We start from the raw sequence: 21,551 nt of genomic DNA on the forward strand, positions 1-21,551 counted from the left end.
CTGCGGGGCGGCGCGGTGAGGTGGTGCAGGTCAGAGGCTGTAGAACAGCCCGTTCAGGCTGACCCATGGGGGCGTGACGCGGTTGGTTGCGTTCGACGGGGTGGTGCCGACGATGCGGAGGTAGCCGTCCGACTGCGCGTCCAACTTCACCGTGTTCGAGGTGCTGGTGACCTGGGAGCACGCTGCGGCGACGGTGCGGAGACTGCCGGGTCGGGCCGCGGATGGCAGGGCGACGGAGTTGAGGATGCCACCGTTGCCGATGGTCGCCGGCGAGCCGCTGTAGGGGACGTTGATGCCGCCCTGCAGCATGACCGAGAGCTCACCGGCCAGATTGACGATCCGGTACTGGGCGTTCCCGTTGTCGTTGCCGTTGTGGGCATATCCCGACGCCATGGAGATCGTCGACCATGTCGAGGCCCCTGCAGCGATGACCACCCAGGCAGCACCGTCGTAGAGGGTGAGGAGTTTCTCTGTGGCCAGGAAGGCGACCATGCCCCCGACGGGGCTGGTGATCGTCGCATTGCGCTGCGAGGCGCTCGTGTACCGGTTGACCCCGCGGGGGATGACTCCCGCAGCCACAGCCTGGATCGCGGCCGGGATGTCCGGCGGGTCGGTGGGTGAGGCGATGCTGATGCCCTGCCCGTAGGCGTCTGTCGTCGGCATGGGACTCCTAGGTCAGGTCAGGGTGTACGAGACGTTGTGGAGGCTGACCCAGGTGGTGAGCCCTCCTGCGGTCGTGTTGACGATCGTCATCTGGCCTGCCGCGGTGGCGTCGAGCTTGACCACCGCCCCGCCGGCGCCGACCGGCATGGTGCGCTGACCCGGCGGCCGGTAAGCCACGGGCAGCGCTGCCGCCAGCCAAGCGCCAGCGAGCGGTGGCGTGCCGGACGTCGTCCACTGGACGCCGCCCTTCCACTGCATGGTCAACTGCCCGGCGACGAGTACGGATCGGTACTGCGGGGCGCCCAGTAGCGGGGTGTACCCCGTGGCCAGAGCCGGGGTGACCCACTCCCCTGTCGGCGAGGTCGTCGAGGCGAGACGGCCGCGGGCAATCCAGCTGCCCGAGCCGCTGGACTCCAGGACGATGGTGTCCAGGGCGGCGGGCGCCTGGTAGGTCTCGTCGCGGCGGGCGGTGATGCCGTCGGAGGTGGTGACCGTGCCGTCCGTACCGACGGTGGCGACGACGGCCAGGCGGAAATCTGCACCCCGGACGGACGGTGTGGCGGCCCCGACCTGTGCGGCCTGCTGCTTGAGGGCGCCCGCGAGCGCGCGGACCTGGGAGTGACTCGAGGTCACGCGTCCTCCTTCGCCGAAATCGTGGCGATCGGGAAATCCCCGCCCTCGTCGAGCGGGACCCCGAACGACTGCACCTGGTGCAGCTCGCGCAAGCCGTCGGGGTGGGTTACGCGGATGACGTCGCCGCACTCCAGGGCTGGATTCGGCAGCGAGGAGAAGTCGCCTTTCGAGTTCGGCGCCTTGCTGGCGGCCAGCTTCAGGTTCGCTGCCGCTTGGCACGCGTTCACCGAGGTCAACGTCGAGCTGCTGTAGAACATCGGCCGCCGCCCGAAGGGGCCGCCCCAGTACGTGGGACTGCCGGTGTCGGTGTCCGTCGCGAGCCACTGCACCGGGGGGAGGTTGTTCTCCGCGCTCTCCCCGCGGGCCAGGACCCCGTTGTGGACCCGATCCGCGCTCATCCCTCGCGACCCGCGGACGTACACACCGTCCTCGGTTGCCTCGACCGCCCATACCGGGTCGGTGGTGAGCAGGTCAGGCAGGGTCGTCACCACGAAAATGCCATCGGGGTTCACGTAGCAGATCGCCCCTGCCGCGGCTGCAATTTCCTGCACGGCTGCCCACGGGTCCGCCTCTACGTCCCAGGTGCGTGCACCGATCGGGACGTCGATGATCGTGGAGATGACCGTCGCGTCGGGCAGACTGCGCAGGATGATCGCCTCGATGGCGCCGACCACAGTGCCTGTCGCGCGGTACGGCGAAGTGAACTTGTCGTCGGCCACGCATGCCGAGATGTCTTTGCCAGTAAGAGTGACGGGCCCATCCGACGGATCGCCGATGACTTCATCGAGCCGGAACACTCCCAGCGGCACCAGCTCTTGCGTGCCGTCGCCGTAGTCGACGCCGCGGCTGATCCGCAGACGCGACCCGTACATGGCGAGCTTGTCCATCGGGGTGCTCGGGATGAGGGAGACGTCGGCGCTGGTGACGGTGCAGGTCCGGCGGATCGACTGCCCGCGGTCAACCGGGACGCTCCCGCCGGTGTGTTCCAGCGGCACGACCTCCCCGTCGGTGCGAATGAGGAGCACCTCGGTCACCGGACGGTGCGACTCGGCAAGGCGGGCCAGGAATCGGGGGGACACCGGGTACACGGATCACCCCCCGATGCGGCGGTTGAGGAGAAGGTCCTCGCACGTTTCGTAGGCGGCGAGCAGGTCCGTGCAGGTGGCGAACTCCGCGAGGACGTCCACCCAGGTCCGCCCGCCTGACCCGTTGACGCCGGTGGTGGTGGGCAGGTCGACTTCGACGAGAGGCAGCTGCCAGGCCCGCCACTCGTCCATCGCCGCGCCGCCCGCACGGTCCTCGGTGATCTGACCGACGGACACGTACAGGTCCGAGACGCCCATGCCCGGGACGGCCTGCCACAGCAGAGTGCGCCCGGAGTCCAGGAGCCAGTGCAGCCCAGCCCGTTCGTCGTCGGACTGCGTCCAGACGGCGAGTTCACCCTCCAGGCCAGCGCGGACCCCGGACAGGACCACCGCGTTCCGGCGGCCCTTGACCCGGTAGGCGGACTGCTCGACGGGGCGCTGCCAGGTGGGCGCTTTCTGCACCATGACCCGGAGGTTCCGTTGCGGGTTCCCCGGGTCTTTGAGCCAGGCCATGTTCGCGTCGCCTGCCGTGATGGTCGCCGTCCCCGACGTCCGGAAGGTCGTCAGCGCATCGGTGACCGAGGACCGCGTCTCGACGTAGTACGACACGGGGACCCCGAGAGGCGCCTCGTAGTCCTCCACCACCAGCAGGTCCGAGACCAGCGGCACCCGGTCCATCAGGCCGGACGGCCCCCGGACCAACGTGCGGGCACCGTCGCTCAGCACCCGGTACACGGTGACGAGGTCACCCGTCGGGAGCTCGCGCACCGTGAGGGTGAGGGACGCTGTCGAATCCACAGCGGTCACAGCGATCAGCGGCAGGGCCGGCCAAAGCGCCACCGTGTCCATGCGCAGGACGCTGTTGACGGCGGTAGCGGTGACCGTCCACTCGACGGCGGCCTGCGTGGCTGTGGCGGGGGCGGTGACGTCGTTGCTTAGGTACCACCAGCCGGTGCCAGGGATCGCGCCGGAGGGTGAGCCGGTGTAGCCCACGTCGGCGTTCGCCGCGTTGTACCAGCGGACACCCCGGACGGCCGACCATCCGCCGGCCGTGACCTGCGTGCCCGCCATGAGGCGGAACCCGCTGCCGCCGGAGCCAGACGGCAGCGGGAACCTTGCGGACCGGATCGTCGACGCGGTGGCCGTCGCCGACGTCACGGTCAGGGCATAGGAGCCGTCGAGGCCGTAGGTACCCCACGGCGTCGAGCGGGCCAGCGTGGCAACGCCGGTCGGCCGCGTCCAGCCTGCGATGCCCTGTTCGAAGCTGCCGTCCGCGTAGGGGACGACGCTGCCCGCCTGCAGCGGAGGCGCCACCGTGACGACGACGGTCTCCAGGCGGACGATCTGCCCGGCCGACGCGCCGTTGATGCCAACCGCGACCGAGCAGGTCGCGGCGAGGGCGGGCGCGAAGGCGGCCACCCTCTGCCGGTAGAAGCCCGTGCCGGGGGCGGCGAGACTGCTCCGGGTGGCCTGGATCTGATTGCCGTTGCTGTCGTAGAACCGCAGCTCAATCCAGCAATCCGACGCCAGCGCCGGCGGGTTGATGTACGCGTAGGCTAGGTACTCGGTGCCCGGCGTGACCGACGGCCGCTCGACGCACAGCGCCGCCGCGTTGCCCGCGCCGGTCGCCGTGATCGTGAGGGTGTGGCCGCCACCCAGGTAGTTGTCGACCGCCCAGCTGAGCGCGGGGACCTGGCGGCCGAGGGTGGCGTTGACCTCGGCAGCCCACTGACCGGCGGAGACCTCCGTCGTCTCCGCGGCGAAGGACAGCAGGTTGCCGACAGTCCGGATCGGCAGCCCCAGGTAGATGTTCTCCGCGTAGGTCACCACAGCGCCGGCCGCAGGGGTCGACGAGATGACGACCTGCGCGCGTACAGCGCCGACCGGTGCCGCACCCGCCACGCTGATCCGGTGCCAGGTCGTCGACGCCGCAGTAGTCGTCAGCGACCACAGGATGCTGATCTCCGCGTTGGCCGCGTTCAGCCAGCGGATACCGATCCGTTCGGGCACCGTGCCACTCGCGTCCGAGAACGCGTAGTAGACCGTGCCCGCCGCCACCGGGTACGAGGAGGCGGTACGGGCCCGCATCTCGCCCGCCGCCACACTCGTGATCGCCAGGCAGCCGGTGCCGCCGTTCCGGCCGCCCGTGGCTTTCGACAGCGTGCAGTTGAGGAGCGGAGCCCAGCCCGACGTGTTCGGGTCAATGGACTCCGTGACCGCACTCAGCAGGTTTCCGGGGATCGGCATCAGCCACCCCCTTGCGCCAGGACCACGTGCTTCAGCTCATTGGCCATGCGGTAGACGCGGACATCGACGATGTCTTCCAAGGCCTTGTCGCGGGCGATGACCTCGACGCGCAGCCCCTCGCCACCGGGCCGACCGCCGGATGCCAAGGCCATGGACTCGCGATGGCTGTAGACCTGCGACGGGCCGCCGAACTTGATGAGCTCAGGGCCGCGTTCACCCACCCACGCCCACTCGCCGGGCTGCGGGGTGCCTCCCTCCGCGTAGCCGCCCGGCCGCCCGTAAGCCTTGGACAGGCCGCCGTAGGCCGAGAGGGCGTATCGCATCGAGGCGTAGATGTTGGCCAGCGGGTTTGTCGAGGTGCCGTAGCTGAAGGGTCCGGTGTTCTTGAACTGACCCGCGAACGCCTTGAACGTCGGGCCGATGACCTGCATGAGCCCGACGGACGGGTAGCCCGCTTTCCAGTTGGAGTCCCACCGGTTGACGATGTTGGGGTCGCCGCCGGACTCCTGGTTCATCCGCCGCAGGGTGATGCCGGCCAGGGAGGCGGGCTGTCCGACGAGGCCGAGCGCCTTGAGGACGGTGCCCCTCCAGCGCTCCACGCCCTTCCCGCCGCCGGTGACGTTGCCACCGCCGGTCAGGTAGGTCATCGGGTCGACGGGCCGGCCGTTAAGGCGGGCTTCCAGGTGAAGGTGCGGGCCGGTGACGTTGCCGGTCGCGCCGACCCGTCCGATCAGGTCGCCGCCGTTGACGGCTCCCGACGTGCGGATCATCTGTGAGAGGTGTGCGTACAGGGACTGCAGGCCGCCGCCATGGCTGACCACGAGGTGGTTGCCGTAGGGGCCGCCCGACTTGGCGCCGGTGATCTGTCCGGAGGCGACTGCCTTGACGGCGCTGCCGAGCGCGGCCGGGAAGTCGAGGCCGGTGTGGCGGCCCGAGGACCACATGCGGCCCGCGACACCGAACTTCGTTCCGTATCCGGCGTCGACGGGCTTGACCCAGTCGCCGCCCGCGGACAACTGCCCGTCCTCGCCGCCCTTTATGGCAGCGAGCGCCTGGTTCAGGACGGCGGTGGGCAGTGCCTTGACGAGCTTGCCGAATCCTCCGTCCGCGCCGGGGATCTTGCCGATCAGGTCGCGGATCGGCGATGCCGCGAGGCTGGCGGCCTTGTGGATGCCGCCGAGGATCCAGTCCTTGGCGTTGCCGAGAAGGCCGCCGATCTTCTTGATCTGGCCGCCGAACCAGTCGCCGATGCCTCCGTGGGCGCCACGGGTCTCGCCGACCCGGCCGCCCGTGGCGAACCCGGGGACCGAGCCTGTGCGGTTCATGTACTCAAGTGCGCCGAAGCCGATCTTGCGGGCGGAGTCGCGCTTGACGATGAACTCGTCCGCCATGGCGAGGATCGGAATGGAGTCCTTGCCGGGCACACCGCCTTCCGTGCGCCCGCCCTCCTTGAACTTGAACGGCTTCAGCTTGGTGAGCGGCAGGACGCCGGCCGCCGCGTTCCAGAGCCCGACGATGCCGCGGTTGTACACGATGTCGATGACCCACTTGATGGGGCCCCGTGTCAGGTCGCGGATGCGGTCCCACTGTCGACCGATGGCGTCCTTGGCGAGCCGGAAGCTTTCGGCGACCAGGGCGATGGCGCGCCGCATCCGGTCGAACGCGGGCTTGATCCAGCGCTCCCACGCGATGGAGATGGCCAGGCGGATGCCCTGCCACACCGCCCCCACCCGCGTGTTCAGCCAGGACATGGCCGGGCCGAGGGTGTTGCGGATCCAAGCGTGGATGCTGCGCCAAATCGGCAGGATGACGGTGTCCCAGGCCCACTTGATGACGGCCTGGATCGCCCGCCAGGCGGGCCCGATCACGCGCTGGTTCAGCCAGGTGAAGGCGGGTCCCAGCTTGGTGAGGACCCAGTTGACCAGCCGGGCGATGATGTTGATCAGTCCGGCGATCCACCCGATGACGACACCCAGGGCGCGGGCCAGCACGCCCACCAGGAAGCCGACGAGCTTCACCAGTGGGGGCAGCAGGAACGACAGCACCCCCACCGCCAGCTTGAGGACGAGTCCGATGAGCTTGGCGACCGGAGGCAGGATCGGCATCAGGGCGACTATCAGGCTGACGCACGCCTTGTTCAGTTGCACCAGAGGGGGCAGCAGGGCGCGCAGGACGGATGCGCCGAGACCGACGATGATGCCGACGATCTCGGTGATCAGCGGGTACAGCGGACTGAACGCCCTGACGAGGATCATCAAGGTCGAGATGAGGGGCGGCAGGATCGCCGCCAGGCCCCCGGTGAGCGAGGCCGCGAGCTGGCTGATGACCGGGACCAGCTGGCCGATGACCGGGGCGAGCTGGCTGGCCAGGGAGGACCAGACCTCGGCGATGGGCGCGAGCAGCGCGGCGAGCGCCCTGGCCACAGCCGTCAGGGCTGTGCCAAGGATGGGCAGGATGGGAGTCAGGGCGCCGATGACCGACTGCAGCAGGCTCATCCCGATCGGGATGAGCGGCTGGATAGCCCGCAGGACGGCGTTCAGGGCCGTGGCGAAGAGCCCGACGAGCAGCGTGGCGGCCTGGCCGATCAGTGTGATCAGCGGCCCCAGTATCGGCGTCAGCGCCTGGAACACCGTGGTGACCAGCGAGGCAAGGACTCGCAGGGCGGGGTTCAGGGCGGTGAACAGGGCGGACAGCGGACCGACGAGAACCCGGACGAACCCAACGATGGCGTCGATGATCGGCGTCAGGGCCGGGGCGAGCGCGGATATCACCGTCGTAATCAGTGCGGCCACCGGCATGAGAAGCGGGATCAGTGCCTGCACGATCCGCACCAGGGCAACACCCAGCAGTTGCACCACCGGCATCAACGCTTTGATGATCGGCATCAGGGCTGCGCCGAGGGTCGTGGCGAGCTGTGCGAGCACCGGACCGAGGACCTTGGCGATGGCAGCGATCGGGGGCAGGATTGCAGCGACCAGCGGCACGATCGCCTGCACGATGGCCCCGATGACCGGGACGATCGCACCGACGATCTGTGCGACGCTCCCGAAGAGCGTGCGCAGGGCGGCCTGCATTTCCGGAGCGGACAGGATGCGCTTGAGCTCGGCGAAGACCGCGGACAGCGAGGCGATGATCGACCCGCCCGCGTCCGATGCTGCCTGGAAGATCTGGGAGACCGCACCCAGCGCGTTGCCGAGCAGAGTGCCGAACTGGGAGATGATCCCGAACGCGGTGTCGACGGCCTGTTGCAGGCCTCCCGAGGCGAAGCTCGCGGCGATGCCATCAGTGAAGCTTTTTATCGCCCCGGCGAACTGGCCCATGAGCCGCTCGAACGCCGGCTGCGCGGCCAGGGACAGCTGACCGAACGCGGTGATGAGCTGCCCAGGGGTGTCCTTGAACTGGGCGAACGAACGGTTCGCCCCCTCCATGACCTTCTCCAGCATGCCGCTGGTCGCCATGGAGTTGATTGCCGAGATGGCAGACTTCCCCATTGCGTTCCAGGTGCCTGCGGTTGCGGTGAGCTGCCGCTGGAGGATCGGGATGGCCTTGGTGGCCAGGCCGGTGACCGCGACGTCCATGCCCTCGAACAGGCGGTTCTGAATGCCGAGCTTCATGGCGCCCCAGGCGGGGGCGATCCCCTTGATCGCGGTGACGAAGCTCCGCGCGTTGGGCGCCAACTTCGCCATGGCCTCGTCGAAGGCATTGGTCTGCGCGGCTGCTGCGGCCTGCGCGTCGGCAACGGCACGGGCGGCGTCGCCGACCGCGCGCTGGGCGTCCGCAACCTGCCGCTGCCCGTCGCTGCGTGCCTTGTCCACGCCGGCCTGCGCGTCGGCGAGGTCACGCTGCGCGTCAGCTACCGCACGAGCGCCGTCGACGCCGGTGCGGCGGACGTTCTCCTGCGCCTTGGACAGAGCCCTCTGCCGGTCCGCCACCGTCTGGCCGGCAGACGCGACCCGCTTCTGCGCGGCGACGACCTGCGTGGAGCCCTCGACGCCCGCCTTGTTGGCCTTCGACGTGTCGGCGGCCAGGCGTGCGGTGTCCTTGCGCTGCTCCTTCAGGTTGAGCGAGGCCCGGTCGTAGGCGAGTTGGAGCTTGGCGAGTTCCTCCGGCTTCACGCCGGGCTTCTTCTGTGCGGCCTTCAGCTCGTCCTCGGCCTGCTTGAGGCGCAGGACGGCCTCGCGCTCGTCGAGGTGCGACTCGGCGAGCCGCTGGTTCATGTCCTCCAGGGTTCGCACCGCATCCCTGCGGGCGTCCGTGAGGGAGACCTGGGCGTCCCGGGCGTCGGACTGGGCGTCCCGCAGGTCACGTTCGGCGTCGCGCACCTGGACCTGTGCGTCGCGCTGTCGCTGGGCGGACTGCTCCACCGCCTCCGCGACACCGCGTTCGGCGTCCGCGACCGCCCGCTGCGCTTCCCGCACTCGCTCGGCCGCCTGCACGCGTGCGTCCGCGAGGGCGCGCTGCGCGGACGCGAGCCCGCGCTGGGCGCCCTCGACCGCGCGCGTGGCAGACGCTGCGGCCTTGGCCTCGCCCGAGGTGTCGGCGAACGCAGCCTTGAAGGCCTCACCGACACCCGACATGCCGAGCTTGAGGGCTGCCGCCGCTGTGCCCGCCATGGCCAGCGCCGGTGCCAGGGCGGCCGACGCGGCGGCGACGTTCGACAGGTTCGCCGCGACCGCGACACCGGCAAGCGCACCGATGCCGCGCATTCCGCTGCCGAACGCCTTGGCGAAGCCTCCACTGGCGGACTTGCCCGCACTGGAGGCGCGAGCGCTCGCTTCCCGCGACCAGTCGCCCTCGAACTCGGGCCGGATGCTGACGTATCCGCGCCCGACGAGCACACCTGCACCAGCCACCGGCCACCCCCACTATCCCGAGGCGCCCCCGAAGACGGTGGCGAGCTGCCTGGCTCCGGAGCCGTGACGGCCCCCGAACTTGATGACGTTGGACTTCTCGCGGCGCGGCTCGACGCCAGGCCGGGTGATGGGGTCCGGCGGTTTGAACCGGCCCCGCTTCTTCGGATCGCTGTTGACGTAGATCGTCAAGGCGTTCAGGAACGCGGTGTTGTCGGCAACCGCGGCCTGCAAATGCCGGTCCAGGGTCCACGCGCTGTCCGGGTTGATGGCCCGTGCGGTCGCAGACTCCGGAGGCAGAAAGCGCAGGAAAACCCGCAGCTCACGCCACGACATCTCGCCCCGGTAGAGCTCCAGCAGCGACCTGCCCGGCCAGTAGCGGGCGAGGTCCCACTCGACGGCCTCCCCGTACTCCTCTAGGAAGCGGTGGAGGCCGCCGATTCCCCCGGCTCCACCCCGGAGCGCTTCTGCCATTCCTCGGCGATGAGCTCCAGGTCGCCGAGCTGGTAGCCGGCTGCGTACATCTCCTTGACCTTCTCGATGCCAAGGACTTCCTTCATGACGCCGACGACATTCTCGTAGCTGCCGACCTTCTCCTGCAGCTCGAACGGCAAAGCTTTGATGGGCGGCAGCGTGAACTCCACTCCGGCCAGATCGAAGGTCGTGGGCTCGGGCAGTGCGTCGCGTCGCTGCTTGGCGAGCGCGTCGAGGGAGACGACTTCGCGTCCCGCGGTCTTGGTGGTGGCCATGATCTCTCCATGCGGGTGGGCGGGTTGGGCCCGGCAGACGCGACCCGCTGGCGCGCCTGCCGGGAGCTGTGATTACGCCGCGATCGCAGACCAGGCCGGGTCATTGGACAGCCAGACCGCGATCTCAGGGGCGGACGTCGCGTAGGCGGAGATGGTCATCTCCAGGCCCACCGCGGCCGAGCGGCCGACGGTGATCGCGCCGCGCTCGGTGACCTCACCGCGCGGGATGATCAGCCGGTTCTTGACGGCACCGTCCACCCACTCCAGGCCGATCGCTCGCTCGTCCGGGGTGGGTGCAGCCGGAATGTCGAGCTTGTGGACGGAGCCGCCGACGTCCGTCATCGTCGAGCCCGGAAAGTAGAGCTTGATCGTGGCGGTCTTGAGTTCGAGCGCGGTGAAGCCCAGTGTCATGTCGACGCTGGTCAGCACCTTGCGGACGGGGCTGAGGGACTGCCAGGCGTTGATGTCCTCGGAGTCCGTCGAGTACTCCATGGACACCCCGTCCTCCGACAGGTAGCCCAGGTCCGCCCAGCCCACCCCCCACGCGGAATCGAGGTCCACGGGGGCGGTCGTGCCCTTCGGGGCGAGATAGATGTTGCCGTTCAGACCAACGCGCACGTTGTCAGCGTTGAGCGCCACGGATGCCTCCAGGCATGGCGAGGACCCGCGCGGCGCTCGCCGGCGGGTGATGGGTGAGGGAGTGCGGGTTGGTACGTCAGGCGGGGCGGATGACCATGCTCATCACGAGCACGTACCGCGGAATGGGGTCGGTCTCAGCCGACGGATGATGCGGCAGCCACACCAGCGAGGTGTCACTCACCCCGTACACCCGGGCCCCCGCCTGCACGCTCCCGCGCACCGCGTGCAGGTGCGCGCGGACACGCTGCGCAAGGTCGTGGGCCGTCTTCTTGGTGGCGGCCAGGACGTCGATGTCGAGGACCACGTCCTCGGCGACGTCGGTCAGATTGATGGCGCCGCCGCCGCGGGTCACCGACACCACCCCCGACGGCAGCCGGGACTCGAGAGCGTCAGGCCACTCGGTACCTACCACCGTGCCGGCGGGCAGCCGGGCCCGCAGCAGGGTGACCGCGACCTGCTCGGCGTCCGGGAAGACGACGACGGGCAGGGGCTGGGTCATCGCCGCTTGCGCCCGGCGTCAACAGCGGTCTCGGGCTGCTCCTGCGACGGCTCGACAGGAGGAGCAGACGCGGCGGATGCGGCGGGTGCCGGTGTCTCCGCGGGCGCGGGCTCCTGCAGAACCTCGGCGACGCGGCCGTCACGCGTAAGGGCGGCGAGTTCGTCGTCAGAGACGTTCACCTCGTCGCCCGGGGCGTGATCACCGTGCCAGTAGGCCAGTTGGATACGGGGCATAGCTATCTCCTCAGGGAGTCCAGAGCGCGCCCCAGGACGCGCCACTTCGGTGACCAGCCGGTCTGCGGGCGGGGAGTGGCTGAACGGAACCGGCCACGGCTGTCCCGGCGCCCGCCACCGCCGCCCGTGCCGAACTCGACCTGCAGTGCCCACGGGGCGGCGGCACCGAACTCGGCCCGCCACCCGTTGGGCTGCAGGGAGACGGCGGAGTAGATCGACGCCTTGTACTCGCCGTGGCGGGAGACAGCCGGGTTGTAGGTGGGGCCGCTGTAGGTCGGGGCGATGGACCGCGCCGAGTTCGCCCCCGCCTGCGCTGCCTCCATCAGGAACTCGCGCATCTCGGTGCTGCGGGACAGCTGTCCGAACATGCGCGGGTCGGGGACGTAGCGGACACGGCCGGATCCGGAGGGCATCAGTCAACCTCCTGCAGGTCCGCCTCGATGTGGTGGACGCCGCCGCCCGGGGCCGGCCACCGGGCAACCTTGCCGATGACCTGCAGGACCATGCCGTCGAACTCGACCCGGTCGGTTTCCCGCAGGTCGAGGTCCACGCCGCGCGAGGTGTACAGGCGCCATCCGGTGACGGTGAGCTGCCGGTCGTCGGTGTCCTCGGTGCTGCCGTTCACCGGCTGCACGTTCACCCCGTCGACCGGGATGCGGGTGGCGCCGGCGCCCCAGTCGGGTCGCTCGTTGCCGTACTCGTCGGGGGTCGTACCGGGACGGATGATGACGGCGCTCTGCAGGTACAGCATCAGCGGTGCCTCACCCGGACAGACGCTGCGGTCCGCCGGTAGCGGTCCAGGACACGCATCTCGGTCCGCGAAAGCAGCACACCCAGGTTCTCGCCGGTCGCCGGGATCAGGTAGGTGGTGGACACCCCGCCCACCGTCTCCGAGCGGATCCCGGACGGGTTGACGATGACCCGGTTCGCGGACTGCAGCACGATCGCCGCAATGTCCCCCGGAACGGGGTCCCAGCCATGCGTGTACGTCACCCGCACCCGCGGAGGCCGGTGGGCCGCCGGAGGCTGCGACCAGGCGTGGGAGCGGACCAGGACGTCATTGCCGTCCTGCCACCAGTCCGCCGTCGCCACCCCGTTCACCTCGACCGAGGCGATGTCGACAATCGGGCGCTGCGGCAGCGTCACCATGCCGCCGCAGCGGTGCAGAACCGGATCGGCCCGGCGCATCGTGAACGTGTCCGTGGTGGTCGTCCTGCTGATGTCCTGGCGCACATACGCGCGCACGATGCTCGACGCCTGGTCGAGCAGGGATTGGGCCTGCAGTTCCTGGACGGGGCTCAGGGTCCTGCCCAGCATGTTGGCGAGGTCGGCCACCGTCGCGAGCGAGGGAAGCACAGCCACGGTGGCCTCCCTTCGTCAGCGCTGGCGCGCCTCGTCATCGAGCTTGTGCCGTACCTCGCGCGCATACTGCGGGTCGGACTCCGGCGTCGGTGCCCCCGAGGTGACGCCCTGCAGGGTGTAGTTCTCGTTCGGGGTCGGGTCGACCTCCGTGCCGAAGAACCCCTTCTCCTCGGCCTCGTCGGTGACGCGCTGAATCTCTCGGGCGACCCCGTCGTCCGGGGTCTCCTGCGTCGCCCTGGACTGCTTGGTCGTGCTGCTTTTGGGCTCTGCCATGACCAGTACCTCCTCGTGACGAAGCCCCGACAGCCGGCGGGCGTCGGGGCGGCATGTGCGGGACCGGCCGGTCAGGCGCCGACGGTCTTCAGGACGCCAACCGGGTAGCGGGACGCCTCGGTGGGCTGGTCGTTGTTCAGGGTGTTCGCGACCTGCCAGCCCACCCGGAAGGTCAGGCGGATCGCGGTCATGTCCTGCTGCGGCAGGTTGTAGATGATCGCGCCGGTGTTGTCGGTGATGACCGCCTGGTCCAGCACCTTCATCGTGATGTCCTGGCGGACGCCGACGATGAACTGCTGCCAGTCGCCGCCGAACAGCCGCACCCCGTCCACGCCCGCGCCGCCCGCCAGCGGGAACAGGCCTCGCATCGGGTACATGATCGGGAATCCGTCGATGGAGTCCAGGGCCCCGGAAACGCGCCCGTCGTCGAGCTTGCGGCCCGAGCTGTCGCGGGCCGCCCGCAGCTTCGCCTTCGCCGACGTGGCGGCCACGAAGCCGCTGACGTCGAAGCCGTCCTGCTCAACGGCCCCGTACAGCTTGTCGATGTCGCCGAAGAAGCCGCCCTGCGTGGCCGTCGACCCCTCGTTCACCGAGTTCCCCGCGGCGGTGGCCGCCGACAGGACGTTCGTCGGGAAGCTCGCCGGGGCGTTGGTGCCGAAGAACACCGCGGTGTCCAGAACCCGGCCGAACGCCTCCACGAGGAGCGGCATTGCGGTGTCCCAGATGTTCGCGTCCACGTCGGCCAGGACATTGTCCGGGACCGGCATGATCGTGGCGATCTCCTCGACGTTGAGGTACTTGTTCGTCCAGTTGACCTCGGTCGTCTGCTTCAGCCCCGTGTCACCGGTCACCCAGTAGGCCATGGGCAGCGCCGACAGGACAGGGAATCGCACCTGTCCGGCCGACACCGGCACGCGGCGGAAAAGCTGAAGCACTGCGGACTGCTCGGTCGCCTTGCCGAGCATCTCGTTGGAGATGTCCTCCGGGATGAGCGCCTGCGTGTCGGTGCGGGTGGTGATGTTGTTGTAGGCCACGGTCCGGCCCCTCCTTCAGAGATACCGGCCGGACCATGCCGCGCCGGGGGTGGATCAGCCCCGGCCGGCGGTCTGCCGGATGAGGTCGTTCATGGAGGCGGGCCGGGCCGTCTGCCTGACACCGCCGTCATAGCTGGGAACCTGCGACTTCTGCTCGGAGCCGAAGACTTCGAGGAGCCGCTCGGCGTCCTCCGTCATCTCGTCCTCGGTCGAGCCCTTCAGGCGGTCAGCAAGAGCGGCCGGGAGCTTCTTGGCCGCCGCGACTCGGTAGCGCATGAGCTCCTGCTTGGCGGTCGCCGCCTCGCGCTCCGCCGCATCCTTGGCCTCGGAAAGCTTCTGCGCCTCGGTCTTGTCGCGGTCCTCGATCGCCTGGAGCCTCTTGGTGAGGTCCTCAGCCTTCTTCTGCGCGGCTGCCGCCTGCTTCTCCGCAGCCCCGCGGGCCTTGCGCTCGGCATCGAGGGCCTTCTTGCCGCCCTCGCCGAGCCCTGCGCTGACGTCGTCCTGCTGGCCGGTGTCCGTCGCGGACCCGCGCTCGTCGGTGACGTCGGTGGTGGTGTCGTCAGCCATCGCGGCCGACTCCTCTCGTGCGCCCCGCCCTCGCGGCAGGGAAGCTCAAACGATGTAGCCGTAGCGGCGCAGCAAACTGAGCTGCTCGTCACGGTCATCGGCGACCTGGAGGATCTCCTCCGGCATCAGACGGGGGGTCGTCGCCCGCTGGTAGCGCTGGCCGGGCAGTGACGCGAAGTCGCCGCCCGCCCTGCGCCGAGAACGCCCGTACAGGCCGCGACGGGTTGCCCCTTCCGAAGTGACGCGCAGGTCGCGCCCGTGCACGTGGGCCTGGGACATGCCGCGGCGGGCATTGACGACCTGCCCAATGTCCGCGCCGGCACCGATGGCGTCCGCGCCCGCCGCACCGAACGTCCGGCGCCGCTCCTGCTCCGACATCCGCGCGAACAACTGCTCCGGCATCGGCGCGTCCGGCCACTCCTCCTCGCGCAGCGGCAGCGTCTGGCAGTCGCAGTTCGGATGCCGGTCAAAGCCCTCGCTGTAGGAGTACATCTGTCCCGCCAGCACAATGCACCGCGCGCACGCAGGCAGCTGCACGACCCGCACGTAGGCCACACAGCCACGGTGGGCGGTCATGCCCACCTGGTCGGCCGAACGGGCGGTATCCGCCACGGCGGTCGACGCGTAGCGGGCCATGTCCGCCAGCCCGCCCAGCATGGCCTCCTGCGGCGGCATGCCCGCCGCCAGCCGGCGCCGCACGCCGATGGCGGGCAGGTACAGGAGCGTCTCCAGCGGGCCGCCGTCCGGGGCGATTCCCGCGAACGCGCTCGCCACCAGGGCGGCTTCGGCGACCGCGCTGCCGCCCTGCGCGGCCATCTGGGCGGCGATGTAGGTCTGAGCTGCGTCGGCGACGGACACCTGGCCCCCAACCACCGCCTCGGCGATTGCCGCTCCTGGCCCTCCAAGCAGGTCGTCCTCGACGGTGGCCGCAGACAGGCCCTGCCAGATCTGCTGGACACGCTCCACGATCGCCCGGATCGTCGTGGACACCTGCGTGTAGCGGGTGCGCCCCAGCTCAGTCGGCGTCGGCATCGGAAAGCCCCGCTCCCGTCCCGGGCTTCGGTCCGTAGAGGGCAGCCATGTCGCCGGCCATCACCCGGGCCGCCGCGGCGTCGCGCTGCTCCCGCCACAGGGCGATCTCGGTCTGCGAGGCACCCCAGCGCTCCCACAAAGCTTCGTGCGGCACGCCGAGGGTGCTCATCTTCACCAGCGCGTCGACGAGTTCGCCCTCGGTGCGGAACTCGGGGTTGTGCCAGATGACTTCCAGGGCCGCCAGGTCCCGGGTGTCGCCGGCGGCGTGCAAGTACAGGCGCACGACTTCCTCGAACGCCTCCCCGAAGGGTCGTCGGCGCTGCAAAACCTTCGACACCAGACCGGATTCCGCAGCCTTCAGGGCGTCACCGCTGATGTTGACCATCACGCCAAGCAGGTACTGACTCGGGGTGCGGGTACGGGCGGCCAGGTCGCGGACATCGGACTCCACGGCCGACAGGTATGGCTTGAGGTCGGTGGCGCTGAACTCGCCGATCTGGACGTTCTCATCCTCGATCACCCATAGGCGGTCGACCGCGGCCTTGAACGGTTCGACCGGCTGCCCGTCGTCGTCCCTCGGGACCTCGTAGCCGGTCATCCACCGCTGGCGGAACGCCGAGAACTCCTGCGCCATCAGCCGGTCGATGAGGGTCTTGTTGATGCGGTCCTGGATGTCGAGAACGTCCTCAATCTCCGACATCGCATTGCCCAGCAGGTCAGGCCGGTTGGGGATCTCCACCAGCGGCACCGCCCGCAGCGGATTCGGCGCCGGCCACTGCTCGCCCACGACTTCCCGCGGCTCCCACTTCGGGCTCATGCCCTTCACAGGCTCGGGCGCACGAAACTTGTAGATGAAGTCCGGCAGGTAGACGGTAGCCATCAAGTCGCCCGTCCAGTCGTCCGACCAGACCTTCAGCCCGGCCGCACGCTTGCGCCGACTGCCCGGCTCATAGGCGACGATCGCCTGCGTCATGTCCTCGCCCGTGACGATCGGCGTCGAGGCGTCGTCCGGGTTCGGGGCGACCAGCATGAACGCCCGGCTGCACTTCACCGACTCCGTGATGAGCAGGTCCGAGTCGGCATCCAGGCTGTTGGCCTGCCAGATCCGCCACGCCTCCGGGTCACCGACCTCGCTGTCGCCGATGCGGATCCCGTCGATCTGGATGCGCTCCGCGGTCGCGTCCACCACCAGGCCGACGTAGTTCGAGCGGGCCTGCTTCAACATCCGCCGGAACGCGTCCCTCGCCTTGTCGACGACCTGCGCCAGCGGATGATCTCCCGAGTAGTACCGGCGCATCACGTCGGCGTACCGCCGCCGCTCGCCCAACTCCTCGTACAGACGATTCAGCCACCACTGTGCCGAACCGACGGGGGGCTTAGGAGCTGCCACCGGGCACCTCCTGTCAGGTCAGAAGCCCACTGCCACGCGACTCTTCTTCTTCGGCCGCCGGAGATACCCCGACAGGCCCATCACGGACGCCTGGACGCCGTCGATCCGGGCCGCGGACTTGCCGCGGTCCGGCTTCACGGTGCGGATGTTGTCGTTGCCGTCCGCGATCACCTCGACCACCGAGGCCATCCACCGCAGCACCGGATGCCCGCCGTGGCGGATCGCATCCATGCGCAGCAGCCGGTCCATCTCCTTGCAGCCGGCGCTGAGGCCGAGGAAGGTCTGTGCGAGCGGCTCGACGACCAGACCCCGCTTGGTCTCCCGGTCCACGTTCTGCACCAGCTGGCCCGCGAACATGCGGTCGTAGCCGAGGCGCTGGACGTCGAAGAACCTGCAGTCCTCGAGGACCTGCTTCTCGATGGCGTCGTAGTCGATCGCATCGCCGTCCGTGAGGCGCAGGAAGCCCTGACGGGCCCACTCCGCGAGCGGGACCTGCAAGGTGCGCTGCAGCTCCTCCAAGCGCTCCGACGGCAGCCAGAAACGGGGCACCAGCTCCACCTCGACGCCCGGCTGCGGCGATTCCACCGCCAGCACCCAGGCCGTGAAGTCGGAGACCGCAGACAAGTCGATACCGCCCCAAGCCCGCCGCCCCTTCAGTGCCTGCTCGTCGACCATCCCCGCGTTCGCATCCCAGCGCCGCAGATCGATCCAACGGGTGCTTGCGCGCGAGCGGATGTTCAAGCTCAGACGCAAGAACGTCGGGTAGTACGAGGGCGTCGTGCGGGCCTTCTCCGCCTCGCGCCGCATGTACGCGAGCGTCGGGCTGACCCCGAGGCCAGGATTGGCCCTGCGCCAGGTCTCTTCGGCAAACGGATCGTCGTTGTCGGCCGCCGCCCAGATGACGCCGTAGTGAGCGGGGTCGCTCATGACGTGGCCGGCGACCTTCTCGGTGACGCCGTGGACCTCGTCGTAGATGCTGCCCTCCTGGGCATCATCCGCCGTCGTGATCATGACGACCATCGGCTGATCCCGCGCGCCCGTACCCGTGGTGATTGCGTCGACCAGGTCACGGGTCTTGTGCACGTGCAGCTCGTCGATGACAGCACCGGAGACGTTCAGACCGTGGGCGGTCTCCGCGATGCGGGACAGGGCCCGAAAGACGCCGCCCGTGCGCGGAACGCGGATCACGTTGGTCAGGACGTCGGCCCGGCCACGGACCGCCTTCGACGTCGTCGCCATGCGCTTCGCGTCGTCGAACACGCGCTTCGCCTGGTCCAGGGACGCCGCCGCGGCGTACACCTCGGCACCTGTCTCCCGGTCCGCCATCAGCAGCGTCAAGCCGATGCCCGAACTCAGCGTCGACTTGCCGTTCTTGCGGGGGATCTCGACGTACACCGTGCGCGCCACCCGCACCGGTCGGCCGAGCTCCTCGTCGAAGTACAGCCAGCCGAATGCCGGGAGGATTACCCACACCGCCTGCCAGTGGGCCAGCTTCAGCGGCGAACCGCCCCACCGGCCCTTGGTGTGCTTGAACGACTCGATGGCCTTGACTGCACGCCGGGCGGCCTCGACGTCGTAGTAGGCACCGGGCTGCTCGTACAGCTGGTTCGCCACCACCAGCGGGCGCCGTGCCAGTGCCTCGGCGATGTCCTCCTCGGACAGGCCAAGCTCCAGCAGGGCCAGCCGCGGCACCGGGAGGCCGTCCTTCACGTCCTGCTTGGATAGCTGCCTAGTCGAACGGGTCGTCTTCGTCGCCATCGTCGCCGCCCTCCGGCGGCGTCAGCCGGCCGCGAGAACTGGGCGAGAGCCCGAGCTCGCCGATGTACGCCTTCAACTGGGTCCGGTACTGGGTCGCCACTGTCGTCAACGGGTTACGGCACGGGCCCCGCTGACCCATCGTGATCAGCCCCTCGACTGAGAGCTGGTACTCGCAGCAGTGCAGTCGGGCCACGCACACGCAGTAGTCCACGGTCGTCGACCAGTCCACCGAGTGCAGACCGGCCATAAGCGTAAGGACCGGCACGACCCGGTCCCACTCGCGCGCAGCGATGGCCCGGCCCCGGTCGGCCGCGTCGGCCGCGACCTTCGTCCGCTGCCAGGCCGCGACCTCAGCCCGGTACTCCTTGAGCTCCTCGTCATCCGCACCTCGCGGCGCCCGAGGCTTCGGCTGCACCTTGACCTGCGGAAAGAACTCGTCCCAGTCGGGGGCAACGAGATCAGTCGGCGGGAGCTTGACGCCCTCGCGGACCGGCCGCTTGCCCGGGTTGCCCTCGCGGACGACCTGCAGGGCCGGCTTCGGCTTGCGCCCAGGTACGGCCATGGTTCTCGCCTTCCTCCTGCTCCAGCTCTGTCGACTCGTCGGGCACGGCCCGCTCGGTGTCGGCGGACAGCGAGAAGCCGAACGCCTCCTGCGCGGGCTCGGGCTCAGTAGTCGACGGCGGGACGGCGGCGAGCAACCGCAGTGCGGACTGTTCGGCGGCTTCGAGGATTTCGGCCGAGGCGCCAGCTAGAACGATCTTCACCTTGCGGTGACCATCTGTGAGCGTCAGGCGCATAGGTGACCTCCTGGGGCCCTGATCAGAAGGCTCCGGAGTGCGGCGCCAGGATTTTCCCTCCCCGGCGGTCTCCTACGCGCGCCCGCGGGGGTGCGCCCCCACCCCCGCGCACGCGCGCGCCCGTGAGAAATTTGATCAAGATTTTTTCGATCTCGAATTGATCACCAAAATCGATCTCAGAACGGCGGTACCTCCGCCGCCGGCGACCCCTGCGGTGCCGGCCGCTCCGCGTTCCACCCTCCGGGCTGCGCGCGCGCCGTCGAGCTGCTGTGACACGGCTTGCAGAGCCCGCGGCCGAACTGCGGATCGTCGGCATCGAGCCCTTGAGCCTCCAGTTGCCGCCTCGACCTCGGCCAGTGATCGGCTTCGGTGGCCGGCTGCTGTCGGCACATCACGCACACAGGCTGAGCATCTAGTACGGCGCGACGGAAGTGTTCCGCATGCCGTGAGCCGTAGCCGCGCTGTGCTGCTGTGCCTCGTGCTCGACTGTCACGTCCATGTGCCGTGCATGGCTTGGTCTGGTCACAACCTGGACGCGAGCAGGGCGGCTTGAGCCGATGTGGCATGACGATCACCTGCCTTGCCCTAGCGTGTCCGCACTGTGCGCATGGGCGCACGTCATGGATGTGGGGGTACGCAATGGGTTCAGGGTGTCGTGACTGCAAGAGCTGTACGCAGGTAGGTATGGCCAGCATGGGGCAGAGCATCGCCGTGGGGTTCCTGCATCTGTGCACCATCGGCATCAGCTATGCGGTCAAGCACGGCACCATGCGGCACTGCCCCCAGTGCAAGCACCTGCTCGGGGGACATGCCCGAAGGAACGATGGGTCTTTTCAGGACTGACCCTTTGGCCGTTCCTGCTTGATGGTGAGGGACTTCACGAAAAGGGTCAGCGTCACGCTGATGATCGACGACTCGTTGATCTCGCTGACTTGGATGCTGGCGCCGCCGGGGATTGCTACTTCGGTGCCGTTGATCCGCACTCGGTTCGGCACGAGGAAGCCCGCTTCGCTGTTCGAGCTTTCGATGATCTCGATGTCCGCGCCCTGGGTCATCAGATTCGCACGACGTTGATCGTCAGCTCGGCATGCGCGACGTCGAAGGCCAGTGTCGTCCCGTAGTCGTTTGCGTCAAAGGGCCCGAAGACCTGCGTTTCGCCCGCGGGCACGCTCTCCACGCGCGTGGGCGCGGTGAGTCCATCGACGGAGCGGGTGGTGAGGAAGGTGATGTCCCTGCTGCTCGCTCCGGTGTTCTTCACGATGAGGGCGATGCGTCCGTCGTTGGCGACCTGGTGCCCGTTGACGGCGTCGCCTGCGGTTGCGGCCGGGAGCACGGTGCCCGCTCGCGAGGCCTGGGTTGGGGTGATGGCGGTACGGGGCACGTCGGCCTCCTAGTAGATGTCGAGCTGGCCGGTAAGCCGGACAGGGGCTTCGAGGCCTGCGGTGAAGGTCAACCACACGTGATAGCGACCCTCCGCGAGGGTGACTGCTCCGCCGGCGGGGCCGACGAGGATGCGTGCCCAGTTCCCGGACCATTCGCCGGTCAGCCAGTCTTCGGCGAGGGGGTTGTTCGTGGTGAGCAGGAACGCGAACTCGGGCGGGTCGGCGAGGGTGATCGCTGTCCCGTTGATCCATGAACCGACGTTGACGTGAACGAACTCGGTAGAGGTGGCGGCTAGTCGATCCATGGCTCGCTCACCACCCACCGGCCTTTCGGGGCGCCGACTTGGAGGTCGACGTC

Annotated in this window: 24 protein-coding genes; 1 reads left to right on the forward strand and 23 read right to left on the reverse strand. The window is 69.2% G+C overall.

Annotation, left to right across the window (positions count from 1 at the left end; all coding sequences use genetic code 11):
- Nucleotides 1-30: 30 nt before the first annotated feature.
- The 20 genes from HNQ79_RS31460 to HNQ79_RS31555 form a co-directional block, all read right to left on the reverse strand.
- Nucleotides 31-663, reverse strand: coding sequence for a hypothetical protein (locus HNQ79_RS31460; RefSeq protein WP_185036393.1), 633 nt, complete (start codon nucleotides 661-663; stop codon nucleotides 31-33).
- Between the two features lie 12 nt (nucleotides 664-675).
- Nucleotides 676-1,296 carry a hypothetical protein gene (locus HNQ79_RS31465; RefSeq protein ID WP_185036394.1) on the reverse strand — a complete coding sequence of 207 codons (621 nt, stop codon included), beginning with the start codon at nucleotides 1,294-1,296 and terminating at the stop codon, nucleotides 676-678.
- Nucleotides 1,293-2,330: a DUF5047 domain-containing protein gene (locus tag HNQ79_RS31470; protein WP_229923810.1), complete on the reverse strand. Its 1,038-nt coding sequence runs from the start codon at nucleotides 2,328-2,330 to the stop codon at nucleotides 1,293-1,295. Before HNQ79_RS31470 ends, HNQ79_RS31465 begins: the two co-directional genes overlap by 4 nt.
- Nucleotides 2,331-2,387: 57 nt before the next feature.
- Nucleotides 2,388-4,628: a hypothetical protein gene (locus tag HNQ79_RS31475; RefSeq protein WP_185036396.1), complete on the reverse strand. Its 2,241-nt coding sequence runs from the start codon at nucleotides 4,626-4,628 to the stop codon at nucleotides 2,388-2,390.
- Entirely contained in the window at nucleotides 4,628-9,481 is a 4,854-nt protein-coding gene (locus HNQ79_RS34675) for a peptidoglycan DD-metalloendopeptidase family protein (protein ID WP_185036397.1), read from the reverse strand. Before HNQ79_RS34675 ends, HNQ79_RS31475 begins: the two co-directional genes overlap by 1 nt.
- 12 nt (nucleotides 9,482-9,493) lie before the next feature.
- Nucleotides 9,494-9,952 (reverse strand): hypothetical protein, encoded by a 459-nt coding sequence (locus HNQ79_RS31485; protein WP_185036398.1) that lies wholly within the window; start codon nucleotides 9,950-9,952, stop codon nucleotides 9,494-9,496.
- Entirely contained in the window at nucleotides 9,895-10,227 is a 333-nt protein-coding gene (locus HNQ79_RS31490; RefSeq protein ID WP_185036399.1) for a hypothetical protein, read from the reverse strand. Before HNQ79_RS31490 ends, HNQ79_RS31485 begins: the two co-directional genes overlap by 58 nt.
- A gap of 72 nt (nucleotides 10,228-10,299) precedes the next feature.
- Nucleotides 10,300-10,866, reverse strand: a complete 567-nt coding sequence (locus HNQ79_RS31495; RefSeq protein WP_185036400.1) for a phage tail tube protein — start codon at nucleotides 10,864-10,866, stop codon at nucleotides 10,300-10,302.
- A 76-nt stretch (nucleotides 10,867-10,942) separates the two neighbouring features.
- Nucleotides 10,943-11,365 carry a phage tail termination protein gene (locus HNQ79_RS31500; RefSeq protein ID WP_185036401.1) on the reverse strand — a complete coding sequence of 141 codons (423 nt, stop codon included), beginning with the start codon at nucleotides 11,363-11,365 and terminating at the stop codon, nucleotides 10,943-10,945.
- On the reverse strand, nucleotides 11,362-11,598 hold the full coding sequence (locus HNQ79_RS31505) for a hypothetical protein (RefSeq protein WP_185036402.1): 237 nt from the start codon (nucleotides 11,596-11,598) through the stop codon (nucleotides 11,362-11,364). Before HNQ79_RS31505 ends, HNQ79_RS31500 begins: the two co-directional genes overlap by 4 nt.
- A 2-nt stretch (nucleotides 11,599-11,600) precedes the next feature.
- On the reverse strand, nucleotides 11,601-12,011 hold the full coding sequence (locus HNQ79_RS31510) for a hypothetical protein (RefSeq protein WP_185036403.1): 411 nt from the start codon (nucleotides 12,009-12,011) through the stop codon (nucleotides 11,601-11,603).
- Nucleotides 12,011-12,349 (reverse strand): hypothetical protein, encoded by a 339-nt coding sequence (locus HNQ79_RS31515; RefSeq protein WP_185036404.1) that lies wholly within the window; start codon nucleotides 12,347-12,349, stop codon nucleotides 12,011-12,013. The genes HNQ79_RS31510 and HNQ79_RS31515 overlap by 1 nt, the downstream gene beginning before the upstream one ends.
- Nucleotides 12,349-12,960, reverse strand: coding sequence for a hypothetical protein (locus tag HNQ79_RS31520; RefSeq protein ID WP_185036405.1), 612 nt, complete (start codon nucleotides 12,958-12,960; stop codon nucleotides 12,349-12,351). The genes HNQ79_RS31515 and HNQ79_RS31520 overlap by 1 nt, the downstream gene beginning before the upstream one ends.
- A 15-nt stretch (nucleotides 12,961-12,975) precedes the next feature.
- Nucleotides 12,976-13,233, reverse strand: a complete 258-nt coding sequence (locus HNQ79_RS31525; protein ID WP_185036406.1) for a hypothetical protein — start codon at nucleotides 13,231-13,233, stop codon at nucleotides 12,976-12,978.
- 71 nt (nucleotides 13,234-13,304) lie between these two features.
- On the reverse strand, nucleotides 13,305-14,267 hold the full coding sequence (locus HNQ79_RS31530) for a phage major capsid protein (RefSeq protein ID WP_185036407.1): 963 nt from the start codon (nucleotides 14,265-14,267) through the stop codon (nucleotides 13,305-13,307).
- A gap of 54 nt (nucleotides 14,268-14,321) precedes the next feature.
- The gene (locus HNQ79_RS31535) at nucleotides 14,322-14,834 is read right to left on the reverse strand and encodes a hypothetical protein (RefSeq protein WP_185036408.1); all 513 of its coding nucleotides are present in this window, start codon (nucleotides 14,832-14,834) and stop codon (nucleotides 14,322-14,324) included.
- A 45-nt stretch (nucleotides 14,835-14,879) separates the two neighbouring features.
- Entirely contained in the window at nucleotides 14,880-15,866 is a 987-nt protein-coding gene (locus tag HNQ79_RS31540; protein WP_229923807.1) for a TrbL/VirB6 family protein, read from the reverse strand.
- Entirely contained in the window at nucleotides 15,850-17,256 is a 1,407-nt protein-coding gene (locus HNQ79_RS31545) for a phage portal protein (protein ID WP_185036409.1), read from the reverse strand. The genes HNQ79_RS31540 and HNQ79_RS31545 overlap by 17 nt, the downstream gene beginning before the upstream one ends.
- Nucleotides 17,257-17,274: 18 nt before the next feature.
- Complete coding sequence (locus HNQ79_RS31550; protein WP_185036410.1) at nucleotides 17,275-19,014, reverse strand: terminase large subunit; 1,740 nt, start codon at nucleotides 19,012-19,014, stop codon at nucleotides 17,275-17,277.
- Nucleotides 18,986-19,576: a P27 family phage terminase small subunit gene (locus HNQ79_RS31555; RefSeq protein WP_185036411.1), complete on the reverse strand. Its 591-nt coding sequence runs from the start codon at nucleotides 19,574-19,576 to the stop codon at nucleotides 18,986-18,988. Before HNQ79_RS31555 ends, HNQ79_RS31550 begins: the two co-directional genes overlap by 29 nt.
- On the opposite strand from HNQ79_RS31555, the gene HNQ79_RS31560 reads away from it, so the two are divergent.
- Nucleotides 19,575-19,766 carry a hypothetical protein gene (locus HNQ79_RS31560; protein ID WP_185036412.1) on the forward strand — a complete coding sequence of 64 codons (192 nt, stop codon included), beginning with the start codon at nucleotides 19,575-19,577 and terminating at the stop codon, nucleotides 19,764-19,766. The two genes, HNQ79_RS31555 and HNQ79_RS31560, sit on opposite strands and share 2 nt — an antisense overlap.
- Nucleotides 19,767-20,644: 878 nt before the next feature.
- On the opposite strand, the gene HNQ79_RS31565 is transcribed toward HNQ79_RS31560, so the two are convergent.
- The 3 genes from HNQ79_RS31565 to HNQ79_RS31575 are packed head-to-tail and all read right to left on the reverse strand — an operon-like array spanning nucleotide 20,645 to nucleotide 21,498.
- Nucleotides 20,645-20,866 (reverse strand): hypothetical protein, encoded by a 222-nt coding sequence (locus tag HNQ79_RS31565; protein WP_185036413.1) that lies wholly within the window; start codon nucleotides 20,864-20,866, stop codon nucleotides 20,645-20,647.
- On the reverse strand, nucleotides 20,866-21,192 hold the full coding sequence (locus tag HNQ79_RS31570; RefSeq protein WP_185036414.1) for a hypothetical protein: 327 nt from the start codon (nucleotides 21,190-21,192) through the stop codon (nucleotides 20,866-20,868). Before HNQ79_RS31570 ends, HNQ79_RS31565 begins: the two co-directional genes overlap by 1 nt.
- 9 nt (nucleotides 21,193-21,201) lie before the next feature.
- The gene (locus HNQ79_RS31575; RefSeq protein WP_185036415.1) at nucleotides 21,202-21,498 is read right to left on the reverse strand and encodes a hypothetical protein; all 297 of its coding nucleotides are present in this window, start codon (nucleotides 21,496-21,498) and stop codon (nucleotides 21,202-21,204) included.
- Nucleotides 21,499-21,551: the final 53 nt, after the last annotated feature.

The sequence above is a fragment of the Streptomyces candidus genome (assembly GCF_014207445.1).
GTDB classification, from domain to species: Bacteria; Actinomycetota; Actinomycetes; order Streptomycetales; family Streptomycetaceae; genus Streptomyces; species Streptomyces candidus.

Coding starts and splice junctions, on each gene's coding strand:
- HNQ79_RS31485 (WP_185036398.1), bottom strand. CDS start 9,952: ATGGCAGAAGCGCTCCGGGGTGGAGCCGGGGGAATCGGCGGCCTCCAC.
- HNQ79_RS31505 (WP_185036402.1), bottom strand. CDS start 11,598: ATGCCCCGTATCCAACTGGCCTACTGGCACGGTGATCACGCCCCGGGC.
- HNQ79_RS31510 (WP_185036403.1), bottom strand. CDS start 12,011: ATGCCCTCCGGATCCGGCCGTGTCCGCTACGTCCCCGACCCGCGCATG.
- HNQ79_RS31575 (WP_185036415.1), bottom strand. CDS start 21,498: ATGGATCGACTAGCCGCCACCTCTACCGAGTTCGTTCACGTCAACGTC.
- HNQ79_RS31515 (WP_185036404.1), bottom strand. CDS start 12,349: ATGCTGTACCTGCAGAGCGCCGTCATCATCCGTCCCGGTACGACCCCC.
- HNQ79_RS31540 (WP_229923807.1), bottom strand. CDS start 15,866: ATGCCGACGCCGACTGAGCTGGGGCGCACCCGCTACACGCAGGTGTCC.
- HNQ79_RS31535 (WP_185036408.1), bottom strand. CDS start 14,834: ATGGCTGACGACACCACCACCGACGTCACCGACGAGCGCGGGTCCGCG.
- HNQ79_RS31525 (WP_185036406.1), bottom strand. CDS start 13,233: ATGGCAGAGCCCAAAAGCAGCACGACCAAGCAGTCCAGGGCGACGCAG.
- HNQ79_RS31475 (WP_185036396.1), bottom strand. CDS start 4,628: ATGCCGATCCCCGGAAACCTGCTGAGTGCGGTCACGGAGTCCATTGAC.
- HNQ79_RS31460 (WP_185036393.1), bottom strand. CDS start 663: ATGCCGACGACAGACGCCTACGGGCAGGGCATCAGCATCGCCTCACCC.
- HNQ79_RS31565 (WP_185036413.1), bottom strand. CDS start 20,866: ATGACCCAGGGCGCGGACATCGAGATCATCGAAAGCTCGAACAGCGAA.
- HNQ79_RS31560 (WP_185036412.1), top strand. CDS start 19,575: ATGGTTCTCGCCTTCCTCCTGCTCCAGCTCTGTCGACTCGTCGGGCAC.
- HNQ79_RS31500 (WP_185036401.1), bottom strand. CDS start 11,365: ATGACCCAGCCCCTGCCCGTCGTCGTCTTCCCGGACGCCGAGCAGGTC.
- HNQ79_RS31550 (WP_185036410.1), bottom strand. CDS start 19,014: ATGGCGACGAAGACGACCCGTTCGACTAGGCAGCTATCCAAGCAGGAC.
- HNQ79_RS31490 (WP_185036399.1), bottom strand. CDS start 10,227: ATGGCCACCACCAAGACCGCGGGACGCGAAGTCGTCTCCCTCGACGCG.
- HNQ79_RS31555 (WP_185036411.1), bottom strand. CDS start 19,576: ATGGCCGTACCTGGGCGCAAGCCGAAGCCGGCCCTGCAGGTCGTCCGC.